The sequence below is a fragment of the Stenotrophomonas tumulicola genome, assembly GCF_014117215.1.
In the GTDB taxonomy this organism is placed as follows: Bacteria; Pseudomonadota; Gammaproteobacteria; order Xanthomonadales; family Xanthomonadaceae; genus Stenotrophomonas; species Stenotrophomonas tumulicola.
On record NZ_JACGXS010000001.1, the window covers coordinates 142,545 to 159,840 of the forward strand.

Here is a 17,296-nt window from a genome sequence, read left to right on the forward strand (position 1 = left end):
CGCCTGGCGCCGCGTTTTTTTTTGTTCGGTGATGGCGCCATCCCGACATTTCACTGGTCATCACGTGAGCGTGGAACTGGCCGACGCGGCGCACAACGTGATCGAGACCCAGGCCGTGCAGCTGGTCGTCCCCTGATCGGGGATCGGCGTCTTCGAGGCGGCCTGGAGGCCATCGCCAAGGCCCGCTGATCGCCGGCCCTCGCCGCCCCGCGGCATACGAAAACGCGGCGCCCGGCGCCGCGTTTCCTGCCTTTTCCTCCCGCGCCGGCCCCATGGACGAAGAGGCCGCGCAGTTAAACCACTGCTTCGCGCAGCACCGGATTGTCCCAGCCCGGGCGCGGGGCGAAGCGATCTCCGTGACGCTGCTGCAACACCTTCAAGCGCTCCACCAGCGCATCAGCTCCCGTGGCACGGATGTACTGGACCGGACCGCCGCGGAAAGGGGCGAACCCGGTACCGAAGATCACGCCCGCATCCAGCAGGTCCGCATCGGCCACCACGCCATCATGCAGGCATGCCACCGCCTCGTTGAGCAGCGGCAGGATCAACCGGTCCTCCAGGTCGCCCGGGGCCTGGTAATCCTTGGCTACCTCCGGCTTCTTCGCCCGGCCGTTCTCCCAGGCGTAGATGCCCTGGCCGTCTTTCTTGCCGCGCTTGCCCTGTTCCACCGTCTGCAGGGCGGCCGGAATCTGCAGGCCCAGGAACGGTGCCAGCTCTTCGCCGACACCGGCGGCCACGTCCAGGCCCACGGTGTCGAGCAGTTCGATCGGTCCCATCGGCATGCCGAACTTCACCGCAGCCTTGTCGATCACCGGTCCAGGAATGCCTTCGGCGTATGCGGTGGCGGCCTCCAGCATGTACGGGAACAGCACGCGATTGACCAGGAAACCCGGCGTGCCCGCCACTGGTACCGGGAATTTGCCCAGCGCCTTGCAGAATGCCGCCAGGCGGCGTTCGGTTTCCGCTGCCATTCCATCGTGGTGGATGATCTCCACCAGCGGCATCTGCGCCACCGGATTGAAATAGTGCAGCCCAGCGAACTGCGCCGGGCGCTGGATGTGGTCGCGCAGCTCCAGCAGTGGAATGGATGAGGTATTGGTGGTCAGCAGCGCATCGGCCTTCATCGTCGGCTCCAGCGTCTGGTACAGGTCGCGCTTGGCCTGTGGGTTCTCGATGATCGCTTCGATCACCAGGTCCGCGCGTGCCGCGCCGTCACCGGCCAGGTCAGCCTGCAGCCGCGCGGCTACGGCCGGACGCTTGCCCTCGTCTTTCACTTTCTTGGCAAACAAGGCCTGCGCGCGCTGCATGGCCGGATCGATGAAACGTTGCTCACGGTCCTGCAGGGTTATGTTGAAACCCTTGTAGGCCGCCCACGCCGCGATGTCGCCGCCCATCACGCCGGCGCCGACCACGTGGACGTGCTCGATCCCATGCGGGCCATGGCCCAGGCCTTTCAGGCGCTCGGTCAGGAAGAAGATGCGGATCAGGTTGCGCGCCGTCGGCGTGCTGGCCAGTTTCACCACCGCGCGGCGCTCGGCGTCCAGCCGCGCCTGTATCGGCCTGCCGCCACTGCGCTGCCAGGTGTCGATCAATGCGTAGGGCGCCGGGTAGTGCTCCTTCTTTGCCTTGCGCGCCACCTGCTTGGCCATCTGCGGGGCCAGCAGCCTGCGTGCCGGCCAGGTATTGGTGGCCCAGGCGGTGGCGCGCTGCTTGAAGGGACGGGTGGTGCCCTTCAGCGCGAGCGCCACGGCGGTGTCCAGCACCAGGGCCGGCGCCACCACCTTGTCGACCAGGCCGATGCTGCGCGCTGCCGAGGCGGACAACGTGCGGCCGGTCAGCATCATGTCCATGGCTGCCGGGGCACCGACCAGCCGTGGCAGGCGTGCGCTGCCGCCCCAGCCAGGGAAGATGCCCAGTTGGGTTTCCGGCAGGCCGATGCGGGTGCTGCCGTCGTTGGATGCAACCCGGTAGCGACAGGCCAGCGCCAGCTCGGTGCCGCCGCCCAGGCAATGGCCATGGATCGCGGCCACGGTGGGGCAGGGGAGCTCGGCCAGCTTCTGGTAGGTGACCTGTCCCCGGCGGATCGCGTCGTTGACGGTGCCGCGGCGATCGAATTCCTGGAATTCCTTCAGGTCGGCGCCGGCGATGAAACCCGCCTTCTTCGCCGACTGGATGACCACTCCCTTGGGTGGATCGATGGCAATGCGCTCGATCAGGTCGCCCAGCTCGAGCAGGACGTCCTGGGACATCGCATTGACGTTGGCATCCTGCCGGTCGAGGGTGAGCACCACGACCCCGTCGTCGCGGATTTCCGGGTGCCAGTGTGCGAAGCGGAGCCCATCGAAGCCTGAGAGCATGGACATTCCATCCGGTTGTGTATGGATAAGCGGCTATGATCCAGAGGTTGTTTCCGTTACGTCAAATCCCAATAGCTGGGGAAGGGCGTGGGCGGGTTCACCTGGAGGGTTTCATCGCGTGAGCACGTACGTTAACGGAACGTTGGTTAAAAGCTGGTGCGGTGCCTGTCTGCGAGGCACTGAACTTTTCCCGGGATTGGCAGTCTCATTGCCCGACAACGGTTGGGCTGACAGGAGTGCGGCCCCGCATGGCCGAGGTTGAAACACCACAGGAGCTGGACCTGGAACTGGTCCGGCGCGTGCAGCGCGGCGAGAGCGCGGCATTCGATGTCCTGGTGCGCAAGCACCAGCATCGGGTCGTGTCCCTGGTCGGACGCTACATCGCCGACTGGAGTGAATGCCAGGACGTCGCCCAGGACACGTTCATCCGCGCCTACCGCGCGATCAACAGTTTCCGCGGCGACGCCCAATTCTCAACCTGGTTGCACAGGATTGCCGTGAATACAGCGAAGAACCACCTGGCCGCGAACAACCGGCGCCCACCGACCGATGACGTCGACATCGGCGATGCCGAGCAGTACGACACCGGCAGCCGGCTGCGCGATACCGACACGCCGGAATGCCAGCTGATGCGGCAGGAGCTGGAAAACACCGTGATGAAGGCAGTCGCCGCGCTGCCGGAAGAGCTGCGTCTTGCCATCTCCCTGCGCGAGGTGGAAGGCCTGAGTTATGAGGAAATCGCGCAGAAGATGGGGTGCCCGATCGGCACCGTGCGTTCGCGGATCTTCCGTGCCCGCGAGGCGATCGACACCGAGCTTCGGCCGCTGCTGGACGTTGGCAGCGCTACCCGCGAGAAGAGCCGCGTATGAACAACAACGAACAACCCATGGACAAGATGGAACTGCATTACCGCCAGCAGTTGTCGGCGCTGGTCGATGGCGAACTTGCCAGCGACGAGGCGCGCTTCCTGCTGCGCCGCCTGCAGCATGACCCGGAACTGCAGGCCTGCCAGGAACGTTGGCAATTGCTCGGCGATGCCATGCGTGGGCAGGCGGTGGCTCCCGCGCCGGCGGATTTCGCCGCCCGCGTATCGGCTCTTGTGGCGTCCGCGCCCGCGCCGCAGGCGGCGCCACGGCGCGATATCCGCGTGGGCTGGCGTCGCTGGGGGGGCGGTGCGGCATTGGCTGCATCGGTGGCGGCGGTGGCACTGTTCATGGGGCGCCAGTCGCTGGACTCCAGCGCACCGGAAGCGGACGCGCCGATCCAGGTGATCGCCAGCCAGGCCGAGCTGCCCACGCCCACGCCCGCTACGGTGGCCGAGGCGGCGCCGGGAGTGGCGCTGGTGGCCAGCGTGCCTGCGGCCGCAGTAGCCGTGGCCAGCCGCCGGCAGGAAGCGGGTGAACGCCGTGCCAGTGCGACGCGCAGCCAGCAGGCCGCGCGCGCCGCGCAACGCAGCGGGCAGCCGGAAAGGGCGGTGGCCGCAGTTGCCGTGCCGTTGACTCCGACCGTGCCGTCGACCAGCCAACCGGCCCTGCCGTTCGGTGATGTCGGGGCGCTGCAGGCCCGGCCGTGGCCGCGCTCCAGCATGGGCGCGACGGCAGGCGGAGCGCTCAATGCGAGCTACCCCGCCAGCGCGCCGCAGGGTGCCTTCTATCCTTTCGAACCACGCCTGCAGGACGACGATCCGCAGGAGCAGGGGCGCAACGACTGATCCGCCCCTGCGCGCGGCCGCCGTTGCCCGTTGTCTGTTCCCCCATGTAATCCCCTGATTTGTCCGGAGGTTTTGATCCGATGATGCTGCTCCCACGTTCGTTCCGCATGCAGGCGCTGGGCCTGTTGGCGATGACGCTGCCGCTGGCTGCCTGTGCACAGTCGCCGTCGCCCGCACCGCAGGCCGCCACGACACAGCCAGCCGCTGCCTCGCCGCATGCGCCAGCGCAGCCGCTGGTCAGCGGCCTGCCGGATTTCACCAACCTGGTCGACCAGGTCGGTCCCGGCGTGGTCAACATCGAGACCACCATCGTGCGCAACAACCGCCAGGCCCGCGGTGGCATGGGCCCCAGCCAGGACGAGATACCGGAGATCTTCCGACGCTTCTTCGGCCCCGAGTTCGGCATGCCCGGGCCGGGTGGTCCGGGCGGTCCGGGCGACGATGATGGCGGTCCCAGCATCAAGGGGCGGGGCATGGGCTCGGGTTTCATCATTTCCGCCGACGGTTACGTGCTGACCAACCACCACGTGGTGGCCGATGCCGCCGAGGTGAAGGTCAAGCTGGGCGACCGCCGCGAGTTCACTGCCAAGGTGGTCGGCAGCGACCAGCAGTACGACGTCGCGCTGCTGAAGATCGACGCGAAAAACCTGCCGACCGTTCGCGTAGGGGATTCCAACTCACTCAAGCCGGGCCAATGGGTGGTCGCGATCGGCTCGCCGTTCGGCCTGGACCATTCGGTCACCGCCGGCGTGGTCAGCGCGGTCGGTCGCAGCACCGGCGGCGCCGAACAGCGCTACGTACCCTTCATCCAGACCGACGTAGCGATCAACCAGGGCAATTCCGGTGGACCGCTGTTGAATACGCGCGGCGAGGTGGTTGGCATCAACTCCCAGATATTCTCCGCTTCCGGCGGCTACATGGGCATCAGCTTCGCGATCCCGATCGATCTGGCCATGGGCGCGGTCGAGCAGATCAAGAAAACCGGCCGGGTCAGCCGTGGCCAGCTGGGCGCGGTGGTACAGCAGATCGATTCGCTCAACGCCCAGGCGCTGGGGCTGCCGGACAGCCGCGGCGCACTGGTCAACGAGGTTGTCGAAGGCAGCGCGGCGGCGAAGGCCGGGGTGCAGGTCGGTGACGTGATCCGCTCGGTCAACGGCACGGCAGTCAATTCCTTCAGCGACCTGCCGCCGCTGATCGGCGCGCTGCCGCCGGGCAGCAAGGTGCGTATCGGCCTGGTCCGCGACGGCAAGGAGCGCGAGCTGGGTGCCACCCTGACCGAACTGGCCGAGGATGCGCAGGCCGCCGCCAACCGCCCAGCCGCGGCGAGTGAGGATGCCGTGCCGCAGACCGGAGCCAATGCCCTGCTGGGGCTGGAAGTGGCTGACCTGACCGCCCCCCAGCGCAAGCAGTTGGGGCTGGAATCGGGCGAAGGCGTGCGGGTGACCCGGGTCAACGGGCAGGCCGCGCGGGATGCCCGGCTGTCGCCGGGCATGGTGATCCTGCAGGTTGGACGCACGGCGGTGGGTAGCGTGGATGCGCTCAACCGCGCGCTGGGTGGCTACAAAAAGGGCGACGTGGTGATGCTGCTGGTCCGCACCGGTGGCAGCAGCGCCTTCGTGGCGGTGAAGACCGGCGACTGACGAGGGGGCGCCGGTAGCGCCGGGCCATGCCCGGCGAGCGCAGCGGGGTGACGACCCACGGTCGTCACCCGGCGGGGGGCGGCCGCCATCCACCAGCGACCGCCGTCCCGTGCGATAATCCAACGTTACCCTGACGACGCCGCGCGCCGCCGCCACCTCTATGTCCTCTGATTCGATGCGGAACATCCGCAATTTCTCCATCATCGCCCACGTCGACCACGGCAAGTCCACGCTGGCTGACCGCATCATCCAGCTGTGCGGCGGCCTGCAGGCCCGCGAAATGGAAGCGCAGGTGCTCGATTCAAACCCGATCGAGCGTGAGCGCGGCATCACCATCAAAGCCCAGTCGGTGTCGCTGCCGTACGTGGCGGTGGATGGGCAGACCTATCACCTGAACTTCATCGACACCCCCGGGCACGTCGACTTTTCCTATGAAGTCAGCCGCTCGCTGGCAGCCTGCGAAGGCGCGCTGCTGGTGGTCGATGCCGCCCAGGGCGTGGAAGCGCAGTCGGTGGCCAACTGCTACACCGCGGTGGAGCAGGGGCTGGAAGTGGTGCCGGTGCTGAACAAGATCGACCTGCCCACGGCCGACATCGAGCGGGCCAAGGCCGAAATCGAGGCGGTGATCGGCATCGACGCCGAAGACGCGGTGGCGGTCAGTGCCAAGACCGGCCTGAACGTGCGCGACGTGCTGGAGGCGATCGTGCATCGCATTCCCGCGCCGACGCCGCGCGGCAGCAACAAGCTGCAGGCGCTGATCATCGATTCCTGGTTCGACAACTACCTGGGCGTGGTGTCGCTGGTACGTGTGATGCAGGGCGAGATCAAGGCCGGCGACAAGCTGCAGGTGATGTCCACCGGCCGCAACCACCAGGTCGACAACGTCGGCGTGTTCACCCCCAAGCGCAAGGTGCTGGCGAAGTTGTCGGCCGGCGAAGTGGGTTGGGTCACCGCCAGCATCAAGGACGTGCATGGCGCGCCGGTGGGCGACACGTTGACCCTGGCCGCCGATCCGGCTGCCGAACCGCTGCCGGGCTTCCAGGAAATGCAGCCGCGCGTGTTTGCGGGCCTGTTCCCGGTCGATGCCGAGGATTACCCGGACCTGCGCGAGGCGCTGGACAAGCTGCGGCTGAACGATGCCGCGCTGCGCTTCGAGCCGGAAAGTTCCGAGGCGATGGGCTTTGGTTTCCGCTGCGGCTTCCTTGGCATGCTGCACATGGAAATCGTGCAGGAACGGCTGGAGCGCGAGTACAACCTCGACCTGATCAGCACCGCGCCGACGGTGGTCTATGAGGTACTGAAGACCGACGGCTCGGTGGTCAACATGGATAACCCGGCCAAGTTGCCGCCGGTGAACCAGGTCACCGAAGTCCGTGAACCGATCATCCGCGCCAACATCCTCACCCCCGAGGAATACATCGGCAATGTCATCAAGCTGTGCGAGGAAAAGCGCGGTAGCCAGCTCGGCATCAACTACCTGGGCAGCCAGGTGCAGATCAGCTACGAGCTGCCGATGGCCGAGGTGGTGCTGGACTTCTTCGACAAGCTGAAGTCGGTCAGCCGCGGCTATGCGTCGCTGGACTACCACTTCGTGCGTTTCGAAGCAGGTCCGTTCGTCCGCGTGGACGTGCTGATCAACGGCGACAAGGTCGATGCGCTGTCGCTTATCGTCCACCGTTCGCATTCCGATCGTCGCGGCCGCGAGCTGTGCGAGAAGATGAAGGAGCTGATTCCCCGGCAGATGTTCGACGTGGCCATCCAGGCCGCGATCGGCTCGCAGGTGATTGCCCGCACCACGGTCAAGGCCATGCGCAAGAACGTTCTTGCCAAGTGCTATGGCGGTGACGTGTCGCGCAAGAAGAAGCTGCTGGAGAAGCAGAAGGAAGGCAAGAAGCGCATGAAGCAGGTCGGTCGCGTGGAGATTCCACAGGAAGCCTTCCTCGCCGTGCTGCAGATGGACAACAAGTAGAGGTAGAGTCGGCCCACCAGGGCCGGTTCGCCCTGATCGCCTGCAAAGGACCCTGAATGAAATTGTTTGAGTTCCTCCTGGTCGCCCTGACCCTGGCCTCCGGCCTGATCCTGCTTGCCGACAAGCTGTATTTCGCCCGGCGCCGCGCCCGGCGCGCCGGCCTGCTGGACAGTGAGCCGGCAGTGGTGGATTACTCGCGGGCATTCTTCCCGGTGCTGGCGATCGTACTGGTGGTGCGCAGCTTCATCGCCGAGCCGTACAAGATCCCGTCCAGCTCGATGATGCCGAACCTGCTGATCGGCGACTTCATCCTGGTCAACAAGTTCGCCTATGGCCTGCGCCTGCCGCTGACCAACACCACGTTCGTGCCGCTGGGCGAGCCGGCGCGCGGTGACGTGGTGGTGTTCCATTTCCCGGGCCACAACGACCAGGATCCGAACAAGGGCGAGAATTTCATCAAGCGCGTGGTCGGTGTGCCAGGCGACCAGGTTGCCTTCGAAGGCAACAGCCTGACCCTCAACGGCCAGCCGGTGAAGTATGAGGACAAGGGCATCTACGCTGGCCATCGCGGCCACGGCGAAGGTGCCAGCCTGCTGGTGGAAGAGCTGCCGGGGCGCACCCACACCGTGCTGGAGACGGCCTATCCTGCTGGGCAGGGTGAGTGGACCGTGCCGGCCGGCAAGTACCTGGTGATGGGCGACAACCGCGACAACAGCGATGATGGCCGCTTCTGGGGCCTGCTGCCGGAGGAGAACCTGCGCGGCAAGGCCTTCCTGATCTGGCTGAACTGTTCGGGCTGGTTCTGCAAGGACGGCTTCGAGCCGTCGCGGATCGGTTCGGGCGTCAAATGATCCATCCACGCGTATCTGGGGAGAACGCAATGAAACACATGGGCACGCAGCGCGGCATGACCTTGACCTCCTTCCTGGTGGTCCTGATCGTGGTCGGTTTTTTCCTTTATGTCGGCATGAAACTGTTCCCGATGTACCAGGAATATTACGCAGTGCGCTCGGCGATGAAGAGCCTGGCGAAGGAGCCGGGTATCGGCGACATGCAGCCGGCCAATATCCAGAGCCTGTTCTTCAAGCGTCTTTACATCAATTACTCCGACAACGTGAAGCCGTCCAACGTCAAGTTCGATCGCAAGGAGGGTGGTTGGACCCTGCGGGTGAACTATGAAGTCCGCCGTCCCCTGATCGGCAACCTCGACGTGGTCGGCAAATTCGACTCAACCCAGGATCTGAACCGTCGCGGTGCCGAATAAACCCTTCCAACGCGGTGACCGCATAGGCCATCCTTTCTCGAACCCGGACCTGCTTGCGCAGGCCCTGAGGCATCGTTCTGCTGGTGTACCGCACAACGAGCGGCTGGAGTTCCTCGGCGACAGCATCGTCAACATGCTGGTGGCCCAGGCGCTGTACGAACGCTGGCCGAAGGCGGACGAAGGTGCGCTGACGCGCGGCCGTGCCGAGCTGGTGCGCGAAGGTGCGCTGGCGGTGCTGGCACGTGAGCTGGAACTTGGCGAACGGCTCACCCTGGGCGCGGGCGAGATGAAGACAGGCGGCCATCGCCGCGACTCCATCCTGGCCGATGCTTTTGAAGCGGTGGTGGCGGCGATCTACCTGGATGCCGGCTTCGAGGCTTGCCGGGCGGTGGTGCTGCCCTGGTTCGCCGCCTCCATGGATGCGTTGCCGGCGACCGGCCGGACCGAGAAAGATCCCAAGACCCGCCTCCAGGAATGGCTGCAGGGCCGACAGAAGGCATTGCCGCAGTACGAACTGGTGTCAGAATCCGGTGACGACCACGCCAAGACCTTCCGGGTACGCTGCAACGTGACCGAACCGGCCGTGAGTACCGAGGGCGAAGGCGCCTCGCGGCGGTTGGCCGAACAACAGGCGGCTTCGGCCGCGTTTGAACTACTGGTGGATTCAAAGTGAGCGAACAGATGCCCCATCATTGCGGCAGCGTAGCCGTCATCGGCCGGCCCAACGTGGGCAAATCAACCCTGACCAATGCGTTGGTCGGGGCCAAGGTCAGCATTGTCTCCAATCGCCCGCAGACCACGCGGCACCGGTTGCTGGGCATTGCCACCTACCCGGAAGGGCAGATCGTCCTGGTGGACACCCCGGGCCTGCACAAGGTGCAGAAGCGGGCGATGAACCGGGTGATGAACCGCGCGGCCCGCGGTTCGCTGGAAGGCGTCGATGTCGGCCTGCTGGTCATCGAGGCCGGCCGCTGGGACGAAGAAGACAGCCTGGCTTTCAAGGTGCTGCGCGATGCGGGCATCCCGGTGCTGCTGGTGGTCAACAAGATCGACCGGCTGAAGGAAAAGGCGGCCCTGCTGCCATTCCTGCAGCAGGTCACCGAGGGGCGTGAATTCGCCTCCGTCCACCCGATTTCGGCACAGAAGCGCAATGGCCTGGAAGCGCTGGTGCGCGACCTGCTGGCGCTGTTGCCCGAAGCGCCGCCGATGTTCGGCGAAGACGAGATCACCGATCGCAGCCAGCGCTTCCTCGCCGGCGAGCTGGTGCGTGAGCAGCTGATGCGGCAACTGGGCGAAGAACTGCCGTATGCCACCACGGTGGAAATCGAACGCTTCACCGAAGACGGCAACCTGCTGCGCATCGGTGCGGTCATCTGGGTCGAGCGCGAGGGCCAGAAGGCCATCGTGATCGGCAAGGCGGGTACGCGGCTGAAGGAGATCGGCGCCAAGTCCCGGCTGCAGATGGAGCGGCTGTTCGGTGCCAAGGTATTCCTGGAGACCTGGGTGCGCGTGCGCGAAGGCTGGTCCGACGACGAGGCCGCGCTGAAGGCCTTCGGCTACGAATAACCGCGCAGGACAGCCGGAACGATGCGCATCGACGCCGAACCCGGCTTTGTCCTGCACGCGCGGGCCTACCGCGAAACCAGCTTGCTGGTAGAGGTGCTCAGCGCCTCGCATGGACGGCTGGGGCTGCTGGCGCGCGGGGTTGCCAGCGCCAAGGGGCAGGTGCTGCGTGCGGCGCTGCAGCCGTTGCAGTGGATCCGCTTCGATGCCGTGCAGCGCGGCGAACTGGCGCAGCTGCGCAGCGCCGAGGCGCTGGATGCGGCGCCTCGGCTGGCCGGCCAGGCGATGCTGGCCGGGTTCTACCTCAATGAACTGGTGATGCGGCTGGCGCCACGCCAGGACCCGGTGCCGGACCTTTACCGGGCGTATGGCCAGGTACGTGGGCGCCTGGCGCTGGGATTGCCGCTGGCCTGGAGCCTGCGCAGGTTCGAGCGGGACCTGCTGGAGGCGTTGGGTTTCGGTTTCGATCTTCTATCGGCCAGTGACGGCGCACCGGTCGACCCGGCCGCACGCTACCAGTTGGACCCGCTGGAAGGCCCCACGCGGCTGCTCAGCGAGCGCGATGGACAAGGACGGCGGGGTACGGCAACCGGTGCGGCCCTGTTGGCGCTGGCCCACGACCAGCAGCCGGCCAGCGACGACCTGGCCAGCCTGCGCTTGCCGATGCGCGCGGTGCTGGCGCACCACCTGGGCGCGCGCGGGCTGAAATCCTGGGAGTTGCTGGACGACCTGGCACGGCAGCGGTAGATACCGTCTCACCCTTGCCTGCGCAAGGGCAGTTCGACAGGCCATGCATACCTCGACGTAGCGCCGGGCCATGCCCGGCGGACATGCTGGCCTTGTTCGTTTTCCTTCCGCGGCGCGGTTGAAAGCCGCCGAGCATGGCCCGGCGCTACCGGTGGGTCAATGCAGCAGCGCGGCCACCGCGTCATGGAAACCGGCCTGGGCCTGGTCCGAAGCAGGCATCTGGTGCAGGTTGCGCACCGCGCGCGCCAGTCGCGCCGCGCCGACGAAACCGCAACTGGCCTGCAGCCGGTGCAACTGGTTGCGCAGTGCCGGTTCGTCGTGGCGGTCCACGGCCTGGTCCACCGCATCGCGAACCCCGGGCAATTCGGCCAGGAACAATTCGCGCAGGGCGATCAGGTGGTTGCGTTGTCCGTTCAGGGCGGCCAGCGCGGTGATCTCGTCCCAGTCCTGCGTTTCATTGAGCTGGGTGACCGGAGCCTGGGTCGGCGATAACGGGGCAGGGCCGCGGGCCAGCGCGCGGCGGACCACCTTCAGCAGGTCGTCGCGGCCCAGCGGCTTGACCAGGATGTCGCCGAAGCCGGCCTGGCGCAGGCGCGCATGGGTCCCGGCGTCGCGATCGGCGGTATGCGCCAGCGCCGGGGTATCGGTCTGCAGCAGGCGCAGCTTTCCCAGCAGGTCGCTGCCATGGCCGTCGGGCAGGTTGGCATCGACCAGCCACAGGTCGTGGTGCCCCTGCTGGGCCATGGTGACGGCCGCCGCGAGTGAATCGGCGGTGTCCACGTCGGCGGGCAACGTTTCCAGCGCGGCCTTGAGAAAGCCGCAGGTAATCATGTCGTCCTCGACCAGCAGGAAACGGGGGCGCGGCGTCCGCGGCGGGTTCGTCTGCATAAAGGCTGCCTCCATGTCAGCTATGCGCATATTAACCACCATGCGCCCGTAAGCAAGCGTGCAGAGGCGGCGAGTGGCCCTATCTGCGACAATACGCACCCTTTTTACACGCAGCCCTTTGCCACGTGGCCCGTCACCGTTCCCGCATCGACCGCACTCCTTTCCAGACCGACATCCTCGACCTGAGCCACGATGGCCGTGGCGTTGCCCGCCGGGACGGCGAAGGCGGCAAGGTCACCTTCGTCAGCGGCGCGCTGCCGGGCGAGGTGGTGATGGCAGAGCAGACCGCACGCAGCCGCCACTTCGACGAGGCGCGCATGCTGGAAGTGGTGGAGGCCTCGCCGTTGCGCGTGCAGCCCCGCTGTCCGCACTTCGGCACCTGTGCCGGCTGCGTGCTGCAGCACCTGCAGGAGGACGAGCAGATCGTCGCCAAGCAGCGCGTGCTGATGGACAACCTGCAGCGCATCGGCCACGTGCAGCCGCAGCAGGTGCTGGCACCGCTGGTCGGGGAGAGCTGGGGCTATCGCCGCAAGGGCCGCTTCTCGGTGCGCCGTGTTGAGAAGAAGGACCGCACCCTGGTCGGCTTCCGTGAACAGGATCCCCGTTTCGTGGCGGACCTGACGCAATGTTTGACGGTGATTCCGCAGATCGGCACCAAGGTCTCCGCGCTGTCGGCATTCGTGGAGTCGCTGGATGGCAAGCGTGATATCCCGCAGATCGAGTTCATCGCTGGCGATGACGCCATTGCATTGACCATCCGCCACCTGCAGCCGCTAAGCGATGCTGATCGCGCGGCATGGCTGGCTTTCGGCGACGAGCACGGATTCGCCATTTTCCTGCAACCCGGTGGCCTGCACACCGTGCACAAGCTGTCTCCGCAGGAGGTCCCGCTGTCGTTCCGGCTGGCGCCATGGGATATCGAGCTGGCATTCCGCCCGCTGGACTTCATCCAGGTGAATGCGAACCTGAATGAAAAAATGATCGCGCATGCGCTGTCATTGCTGGATGCGGGCCCGGACGAGCGCGTGCTGGACCTGTTCTGTGGCTTGGGCAATTTCACCCTGCCATTGGCGCGTGGCGTACGTGAAGTGGTGGGGGTGGAGGGTGACGAAGGCCTGGTGGCACGGGCCAGGGAAAATGCCCAGCGCAATGGATTGGACAACGCCAGCTTCCATGCCGCCGACCTCACCCAGGACCAGCGGCAGGCGTCGTGGATGCGCGAAGGCTTCGACAAGCTGTTGCTGGATCCGCCACGTTCCGGTGCGATCGATGTGCTGCAGCAGCTGCCCCTGAAGCAGTTCAAGCGCATCGTCTACGTGAGCTGCCATCCCGGTTCGCTGGCGCGCGATGCCGGCTACCTGGTCAACGAGCAGGGGTTCAAGCTGGTCAGTGCAGGGGCCATGGACATGTTCCCGCACACCGCGCACGTGGAAAGCATCGCGGTATTCGAACGGGATTGAGGCGCGGCTGCAGAGGGGGGCGCCGAACGATACCCGGCCGCCGGGCATGGCCCGGCGCTACCTGCGGTCTTTGGACGGTTGCCTCATAATCTCCGCCATGGCTATTGAAATCGAGCGCAAATTCCTGGTGGTCGGCGACGACTGGCGCGCTGCGGCGCATGCGGTCATCCCGATGGCGCAGGGCTACATCAACGACATGGGCGCGCTGGATCGGGGTGAGCAGAAGGCATCGGTGCGCGTGCGCATCGAGGGCGACACGGCGGCGCTGAACCTGAAGTCGCGCACGCTGGGCCGCAGCCGGCAGGAGTTCGACTACCCGGTTCCGATGGAGGATGCGCGGGCGCTGCTGGCGCTGTGCGTCGGTGGCATCATCGACAAGCGCCGCCACCTGGTGCAGCACGAAGGCCTGCTGTGGGAGATCGACGAGTTCCTGGGCGAAAACGCCGGACTGCTTGTGGCCGAAGTGGAACTGGAACATCCCGACCAGGCTGTCGCGCTGCCGCCATGGGCCGGCCACGAAGTCACCGAACACGCCCGCTATTACAACGTCGCGCTGGCCTCGCACCCCTACTCACGCTGGACCACCAGCGAAAAAGGGGACGGAGGGGATTAAGTCGTTCTCCGCCCCTTTCATCGTTCGACCGACGGCCCCATGTCTGGCCCATGAAAATCGATATCTACGCTGACCTTGTGTGTCCGTGGTGCTGGATCGGCAAGCACCGTTTCAACCAGGCGCTGGCGCTGCTGGGCGACGAGATTCCCAACCTCGATATCCAATGGCAGCCCTTCCAGCTGGAACCGGATGCCGATACCACGCCGGTGCCGCTACGGCAGGCCCTGGAGCGCAAGTTCGGGGGCGTCGAGCGGACAGGGCAACTGCTTGCGCAGACCCAGGCCACCGCGCGGGCTGAAGGCCTGGCGATGGATTTCGACCAGGGCCAGGTGCGGGTGACGACGTTGCCGGCGCATCGCCTGATGTGGCTGGCGGGCCAGCACGGTGCGCAGGACGCCGTGGGCGAGGCGCTGTTCAGGGCCCATTTCGAGCACGGCCGCAACCTTGCCGACACATCGGTGCTTGTCGAGGCCGGTGTCGAGGGTGGGCTGGCGGCAGGCGACGTGGAGCAGATGCTGGCCTCCGGGCGCGGTCTCCATGAGGTGCAACAGGCGTTGGAGCAAGCAGGATCCCTTGGTATTTCCTCGGTCCCCACCTTTGTCATCGATGGCCGCTGGGCGCTTCAGGGTGCACAACCGCCGGAGGAGATCGCCCAGGCGTTACGCCAGATCGCGGCGCAGGCAGGGCCGAAAGCGACTTAACCCCCTCCGTCCCCTTTTTCCTTCCGTCACCCGGTTCTGCGACAATGCGGCGCCCCGTAGTGGAGATGGACCATGTTGTTGATTGGCGTCGCCGGGATAGAACTGACTGCCCAGGAGCGCGCCTGGTTGCAGCACGATGCCGTGGCCGGCGTGGTGCTGTTCAAGCGCAATTTCGCTTCTCCGCAGCAGGTTGCCGAACTGTCCGCCGCGATCCGCGATGCCGCCCCGCGTCCGCAGTTGATCTGCGTGGACCAGGAAGGCGGCCGCGTGCAACGCTTCCAGCAGGGTTTCAGTGCGCTGCCGCCGCTGCAGGACATCGGTGCACGGCATGCGCACGATCCGCAGCGCGCCCTGGCGATGGCCGAGCAGCATGCCTGGCTGATGGCCAGCGAAGTGCGCGCCAGTGGCGTGGACCTGAGCTTCGCTCCGGTGGTGGACCTGGCCCGTGGCAACCGTGCCATCGGCAACCGCGCCTTCAGCGATGATCCGCAGGTAGTGGCCGCGTTCACCGAGGCCTATGTGCGCGGAATGCATGCAGCCGGCATGGCCGCCACGCTGAAGCATTTTCCCGGCCACGGCACCGTGCTGGAAGATACCCATGTGGACACCGCGGTCGATCCGCGCGCGCTGGATGAGCTGCGCGCGCAGGATCTGCTGCCCTTCGTTGCCGGCATCGCAGCCGGCGCCGACGCAGTGATGATGGCGCACGTGGTCTATCCGCAGGTGGCGCCAGAACCGGCTGGCTACTCGCGCCGCTGGATCGAGGAGATCCTGCGGGGCGAACTGGGCTTCCGCGGCGTGGTCTTTTCCGACGATATCGGCATGGCCGCGTCCTTCAGCGCCGGTGGGGTGAAGGCGCGTGTCGATGCGCACCTGGATGCTGGCTGTGACGTGGTCCTGGTATGCCATCCAGAGCTGGTGGAAGAATCCCTTCGTGCGGTGGAACACCGTACGTCCAATACTGCCGCGCTGCTGGGGCTGATCGGCCGCGGCGCGCTTGGCTGGGATGGCCTGCTGGCCGATGCCCGCCATGGCGATACCCGAACCCGTTTGCTTGAATCTCTTGGAAGAACTGTCTGATGCCCAACCTCACCATTCCCCAGGCGCTGGCCCAGGCCGACCTGCTGGTCGACCGCCCCACCATCGACAAGGCCATCGGCAGCATCGCTGACGCCATCGCGCGCGATTACAAGGGCGAGACCCCGCTGTTCCTGTCCATCATGCACGGTGCGCTGCCGTTCGCCGGCCAGCTGGCGCTGGAACTGGGTGCGCGCGGCCAGGACGTCCAGTTCGATTACCTGCATGCGACCCGCTACCGTGGCGAAACCACGGGCGGCGAGCTGGTCTGGAAGCACAAGCCGGCTACCGCGCTGTTCGGCCGCCGCGTGCTGCTGGTGGACGACATCCTGGACGAAGGCTACACGCTGCAGGGCGTGCGTACCTGGTGCCTGGAGCAGGGCGCCACCGACGTGCGCATCGCCGCGCTGACGGTCAAGAAGCACGAGCGTGCGCTGCCCGACGTGCAGGCCGACTATGCCGGCATCGAGCTGCCTGACCGCTATGTGTTCGGCTTCGGCATGGATGTCAACGAGACGCTGCGCTGCGTGCCGGCGATCTATGCATTGAAGGAAGGCTGATGCAGCAGATCGCATTGGCGGTCATCGGTGGTACCGGTGTCTACAACCTGGCCCAGCTGGATGACGTGCAGACCCATGACGTCGAGACCCGCTTCGGCACGCCGTCCGGGCCGATCCGGGTGGGCACCCTGCTTGGCCATCGCGTGGCTTTCCTGGCACGCCATGGTGAAGGCCATTCGTTGCCGCCGCACAAGATCAATTACCGTGCCAACCTGGCAGCGCTGCAGCAGGTGGGAGCCCAGCGCGTGCTGGCGCTGAATACGGTCGGCGGCATAACCGATGCATTCGGTCCGCGGGTGCTGGCGTGCCCGGAGCAGATCATCGATTACACCTGGGGGCGCATCTCCACGCTGTGCGAAGAGCCCGGCAGCGATGTGCTGCACGTGGACTTCGGCCATCCCTATACGCCCATGCTGCGGAGCAAGATTCTCGCGGCCGCAAAAGTGACCGGCGTCACGGTACACGATGGCGGTTGTTATGGCGCTACGCAGGGGCCGCGGCTGGAAACCATTGCGGAAATCGCGCGTCTGCGCCGCGACGGCTGCGACCTGGTCGGCATGACAGGCATGCCCGAAGCCGCATTGGCGCGGGAGCTGGGGCTGGATTATGCCTGCCTGGCGATCATTGCCAACTGGGCTGCCGGCTGCGGCGATGGCGAAGAAATCACGATGGCTGAAGTGCTGGCCAACGTGCAGGCAGCGTCGAATGGATTGCCGGAACTGGTGGGTGAATTGGCACGGGGGTGA

General features: G+C 66.2%; 17 protein-coding genes. 15 read left to right on the top strand and 2 right to left on the bottom strand.

The window, feature by feature from the left end:
* Positions 1-293: 293 nt before the first annotated feature.
* Positions 294-2,357 carry a 3-hydroxyacyl-CoA dehydrogenase NAD-binding domain-containing protein gene (locus H4O11_RS00575; RefSeq protein WP_182337484.1) on the bottom strand — a complete coding sequence of 688 codons (2,064 nt, stop codon included), beginning with the start codon at positions 2,355-2,357 and terminating at the stop codon, positions 294-296.
* A 248-nt stretch (positions 2,358-2,605) separates the two neighbouring features.
* Between H4O11_RS00575 and rpoE the strand changes: the two genes are divergently transcribed.
* The 9 genes from rpoE (at position 2,606) to recO (ending at position 11,251) form a co-directional block, all read left to right on the top strand.
* Entirely contained in the window at positions 2,606-3,226 is a 621-nt protein-coding gene (gene rpoE / locus H4O11_RS00580; RefSeq protein ID WP_182337485.1) for an RNA polymerase sigma factor RpoE, read from the top strand.
* Positions 3,223-4,068, top strand: a complete 846-nt coding sequence (locus tag H4O11_RS00585) for a sigma-E factor negative regulatory protein (RefSeq protein ID WP_182337486.1) — start codon at positions 3,223-3,225, stop codon at positions 4,066-4,068. Before rpoE ends, H4O11_RS00585 begins: the two co-directional genes overlap by 4 nt.
* 83 nt (positions 4,069-4,151) lie before the next feature.
* Entirely contained in the window at positions 4,152-5,708 is a 1,557-nt protein-coding gene (locus H4O11_RS00590; RefSeq protein WP_246333246.1) for a DegQ family serine endoprotease, read from the top strand.
* Positions 5,709-5,883: 175 nt separating this feature from the next.
* Positions 5,884-7,677, top strand: coding sequence for a translation elongation factor 4 (gene lepA, locus H4O11_RS00595; RefSeq protein ID WP_182337487.1), 1,794 nt, complete (start codon positions 5,884-5,886; stop codon positions 7,675-7,677).
* Between the two features lie 56 nt (positions 7,678-7,733).
* The gene (gene lepB, locus H4O11_RS00600; protein WP_182337488.1) at positions 7,734-8,528 is read left to right on the top strand and encodes a signal peptidase I; all 795 of its coding nucleotides are present in this window, start codon (positions 7,734-7,736) and stop codon (positions 8,526-8,528) included.
* Positions 8,529-8,557: 29 nt separating this feature from the next.
* Positions 8,558-8,941 (top strand): DUF4845 domain-containing protein, encoded by a 384-nt coding sequence (locus tag H4O11_RS00605; protein WP_182337489.1) that lies wholly within the window; start codon positions 8,558-8,560, stop codon positions 8,939-8,941.
* Complete coding sequence (gene rnc, locus H4O11_RS00610) at positions 8,931-9,614, top strand: ribonuclease III (protein ID WP_182337490.1); 684 nt, start codon at positions 8,931-8,933, stop codon at positions 9,612-9,614. Before H4O11_RS00605 ends, rnc begins: the two co-directional genes overlap by 11 nt.
* Positions 9,611-10,507, top strand: a complete 897-nt coding sequence (gene era / locus H4O11_RS00615; RefSeq protein ID WP_182337491.1) for a GTPase Era — start codon at positions 9,611-9,613, stop codon at positions 10,505-10,507. The genes rnc and era overlap by 4 nt, the downstream gene beginning before the upstream one ends.
* A 21-nt stretch (positions 10,508-10,528) precedes the next feature.
* Positions 10,529-11,251, top strand: coding sequence for a DNA repair protein RecO (recO, locus tag H4O11_RS00620; protein WP_182337492.1), 723 nt, complete (start codon positions 10,529-10,531; stop codon positions 11,249-11,251).
* A 156-nt stretch (positions 11,252-11,407) separates the two neighbouring features.
* Here the strand turns inward: recO and H4O11_RS00625 are convergent, their stop codons facing one another.
* Positions 11,408-12,139: an Hpt domain-containing response regulator gene (locus H4O11_RS00625; RefSeq protein ID WP_246333202.1), complete on the bottom strand. Its 732-nt coding sequence runs from the start codon at positions 12,137-12,139 to the stop codon at positions 11,408-11,410.
* Positions 12,140-12,264: 125 nt separating this feature from the next.
* On the opposite strand from H4O11_RS00625, the gene rlmD reads away from it, so the two are divergent.
* From rlmD to H4O11_RS00655, 6 genes are all read left to right on the top strand, one after another.
* Complete coding sequence (rlmD, locus tag H4O11_RS00630) at positions 12,265-13,599, top strand: 23S rRNA (uracil(1939)-C(5))-methyltransferase RlmD (protein WP_182337494.1); 1,335 nt, start codon at positions 12,265-12,267, stop codon at positions 13,597-13,599.
* Positions 13,600-13,696: 97 nt separating this feature from the next.
* Complete coding sequence (locus H4O11_RS00635) at positions 13,697-14,212, top strand: CYTH domain-containing protein (protein WP_182337495.1); 516 nt, start codon at positions 13,697-13,699, stop codon at positions 14,210-14,212.
* 50 nt (positions 14,213-14,262) lie between these two features.
* Entirely contained in the window at positions 14,263-14,913 is a 651-nt protein-coding gene (locus tag H4O11_RS00640) for a DsbA family oxidoreductase (protein ID WP_182337496.1), read from the top strand.
* Positions 14,914-14,985: 72 nt separating this feature from the next.
* Positions 14,986-15,993 (top strand): beta-N-acetylhexosaminidase, encoded by a 1,008-nt coding sequence (gene nagZ, locus H4O11_RS00645; protein ID WP_182337497.1) that lies wholly within the window; start codon positions 14,986-14,988, stop codon positions 15,991-15,993.
* The gene (locus tag H4O11_RS00650) at positions 15,993-16,550 is read left to right on the top strand and encodes a hypoxanthine-guanine phosphoribosyltransferase (RefSeq protein ID WP_182337498.1); all 558 of its coding nucleotides are present in this window, start codon (positions 15,993-15,995) and stop codon (positions 16,548-16,550) included. The genes nagZ and H4O11_RS00650 overlap by 1 nt, the downstream gene beginning before the upstream one ends.
* Entirely contained in the window at positions 16,550-17,296 is a 747-nt protein-coding gene (locus tag H4O11_RS00655) for an S-methyl-5'-thioinosine phosphorylase (RefSeq protein WP_182337499.1), read from the top strand. The genes H4O11_RS00650 and H4O11_RS00655 overlap by 1 nt, the downstream gene beginning before the upstream one ends.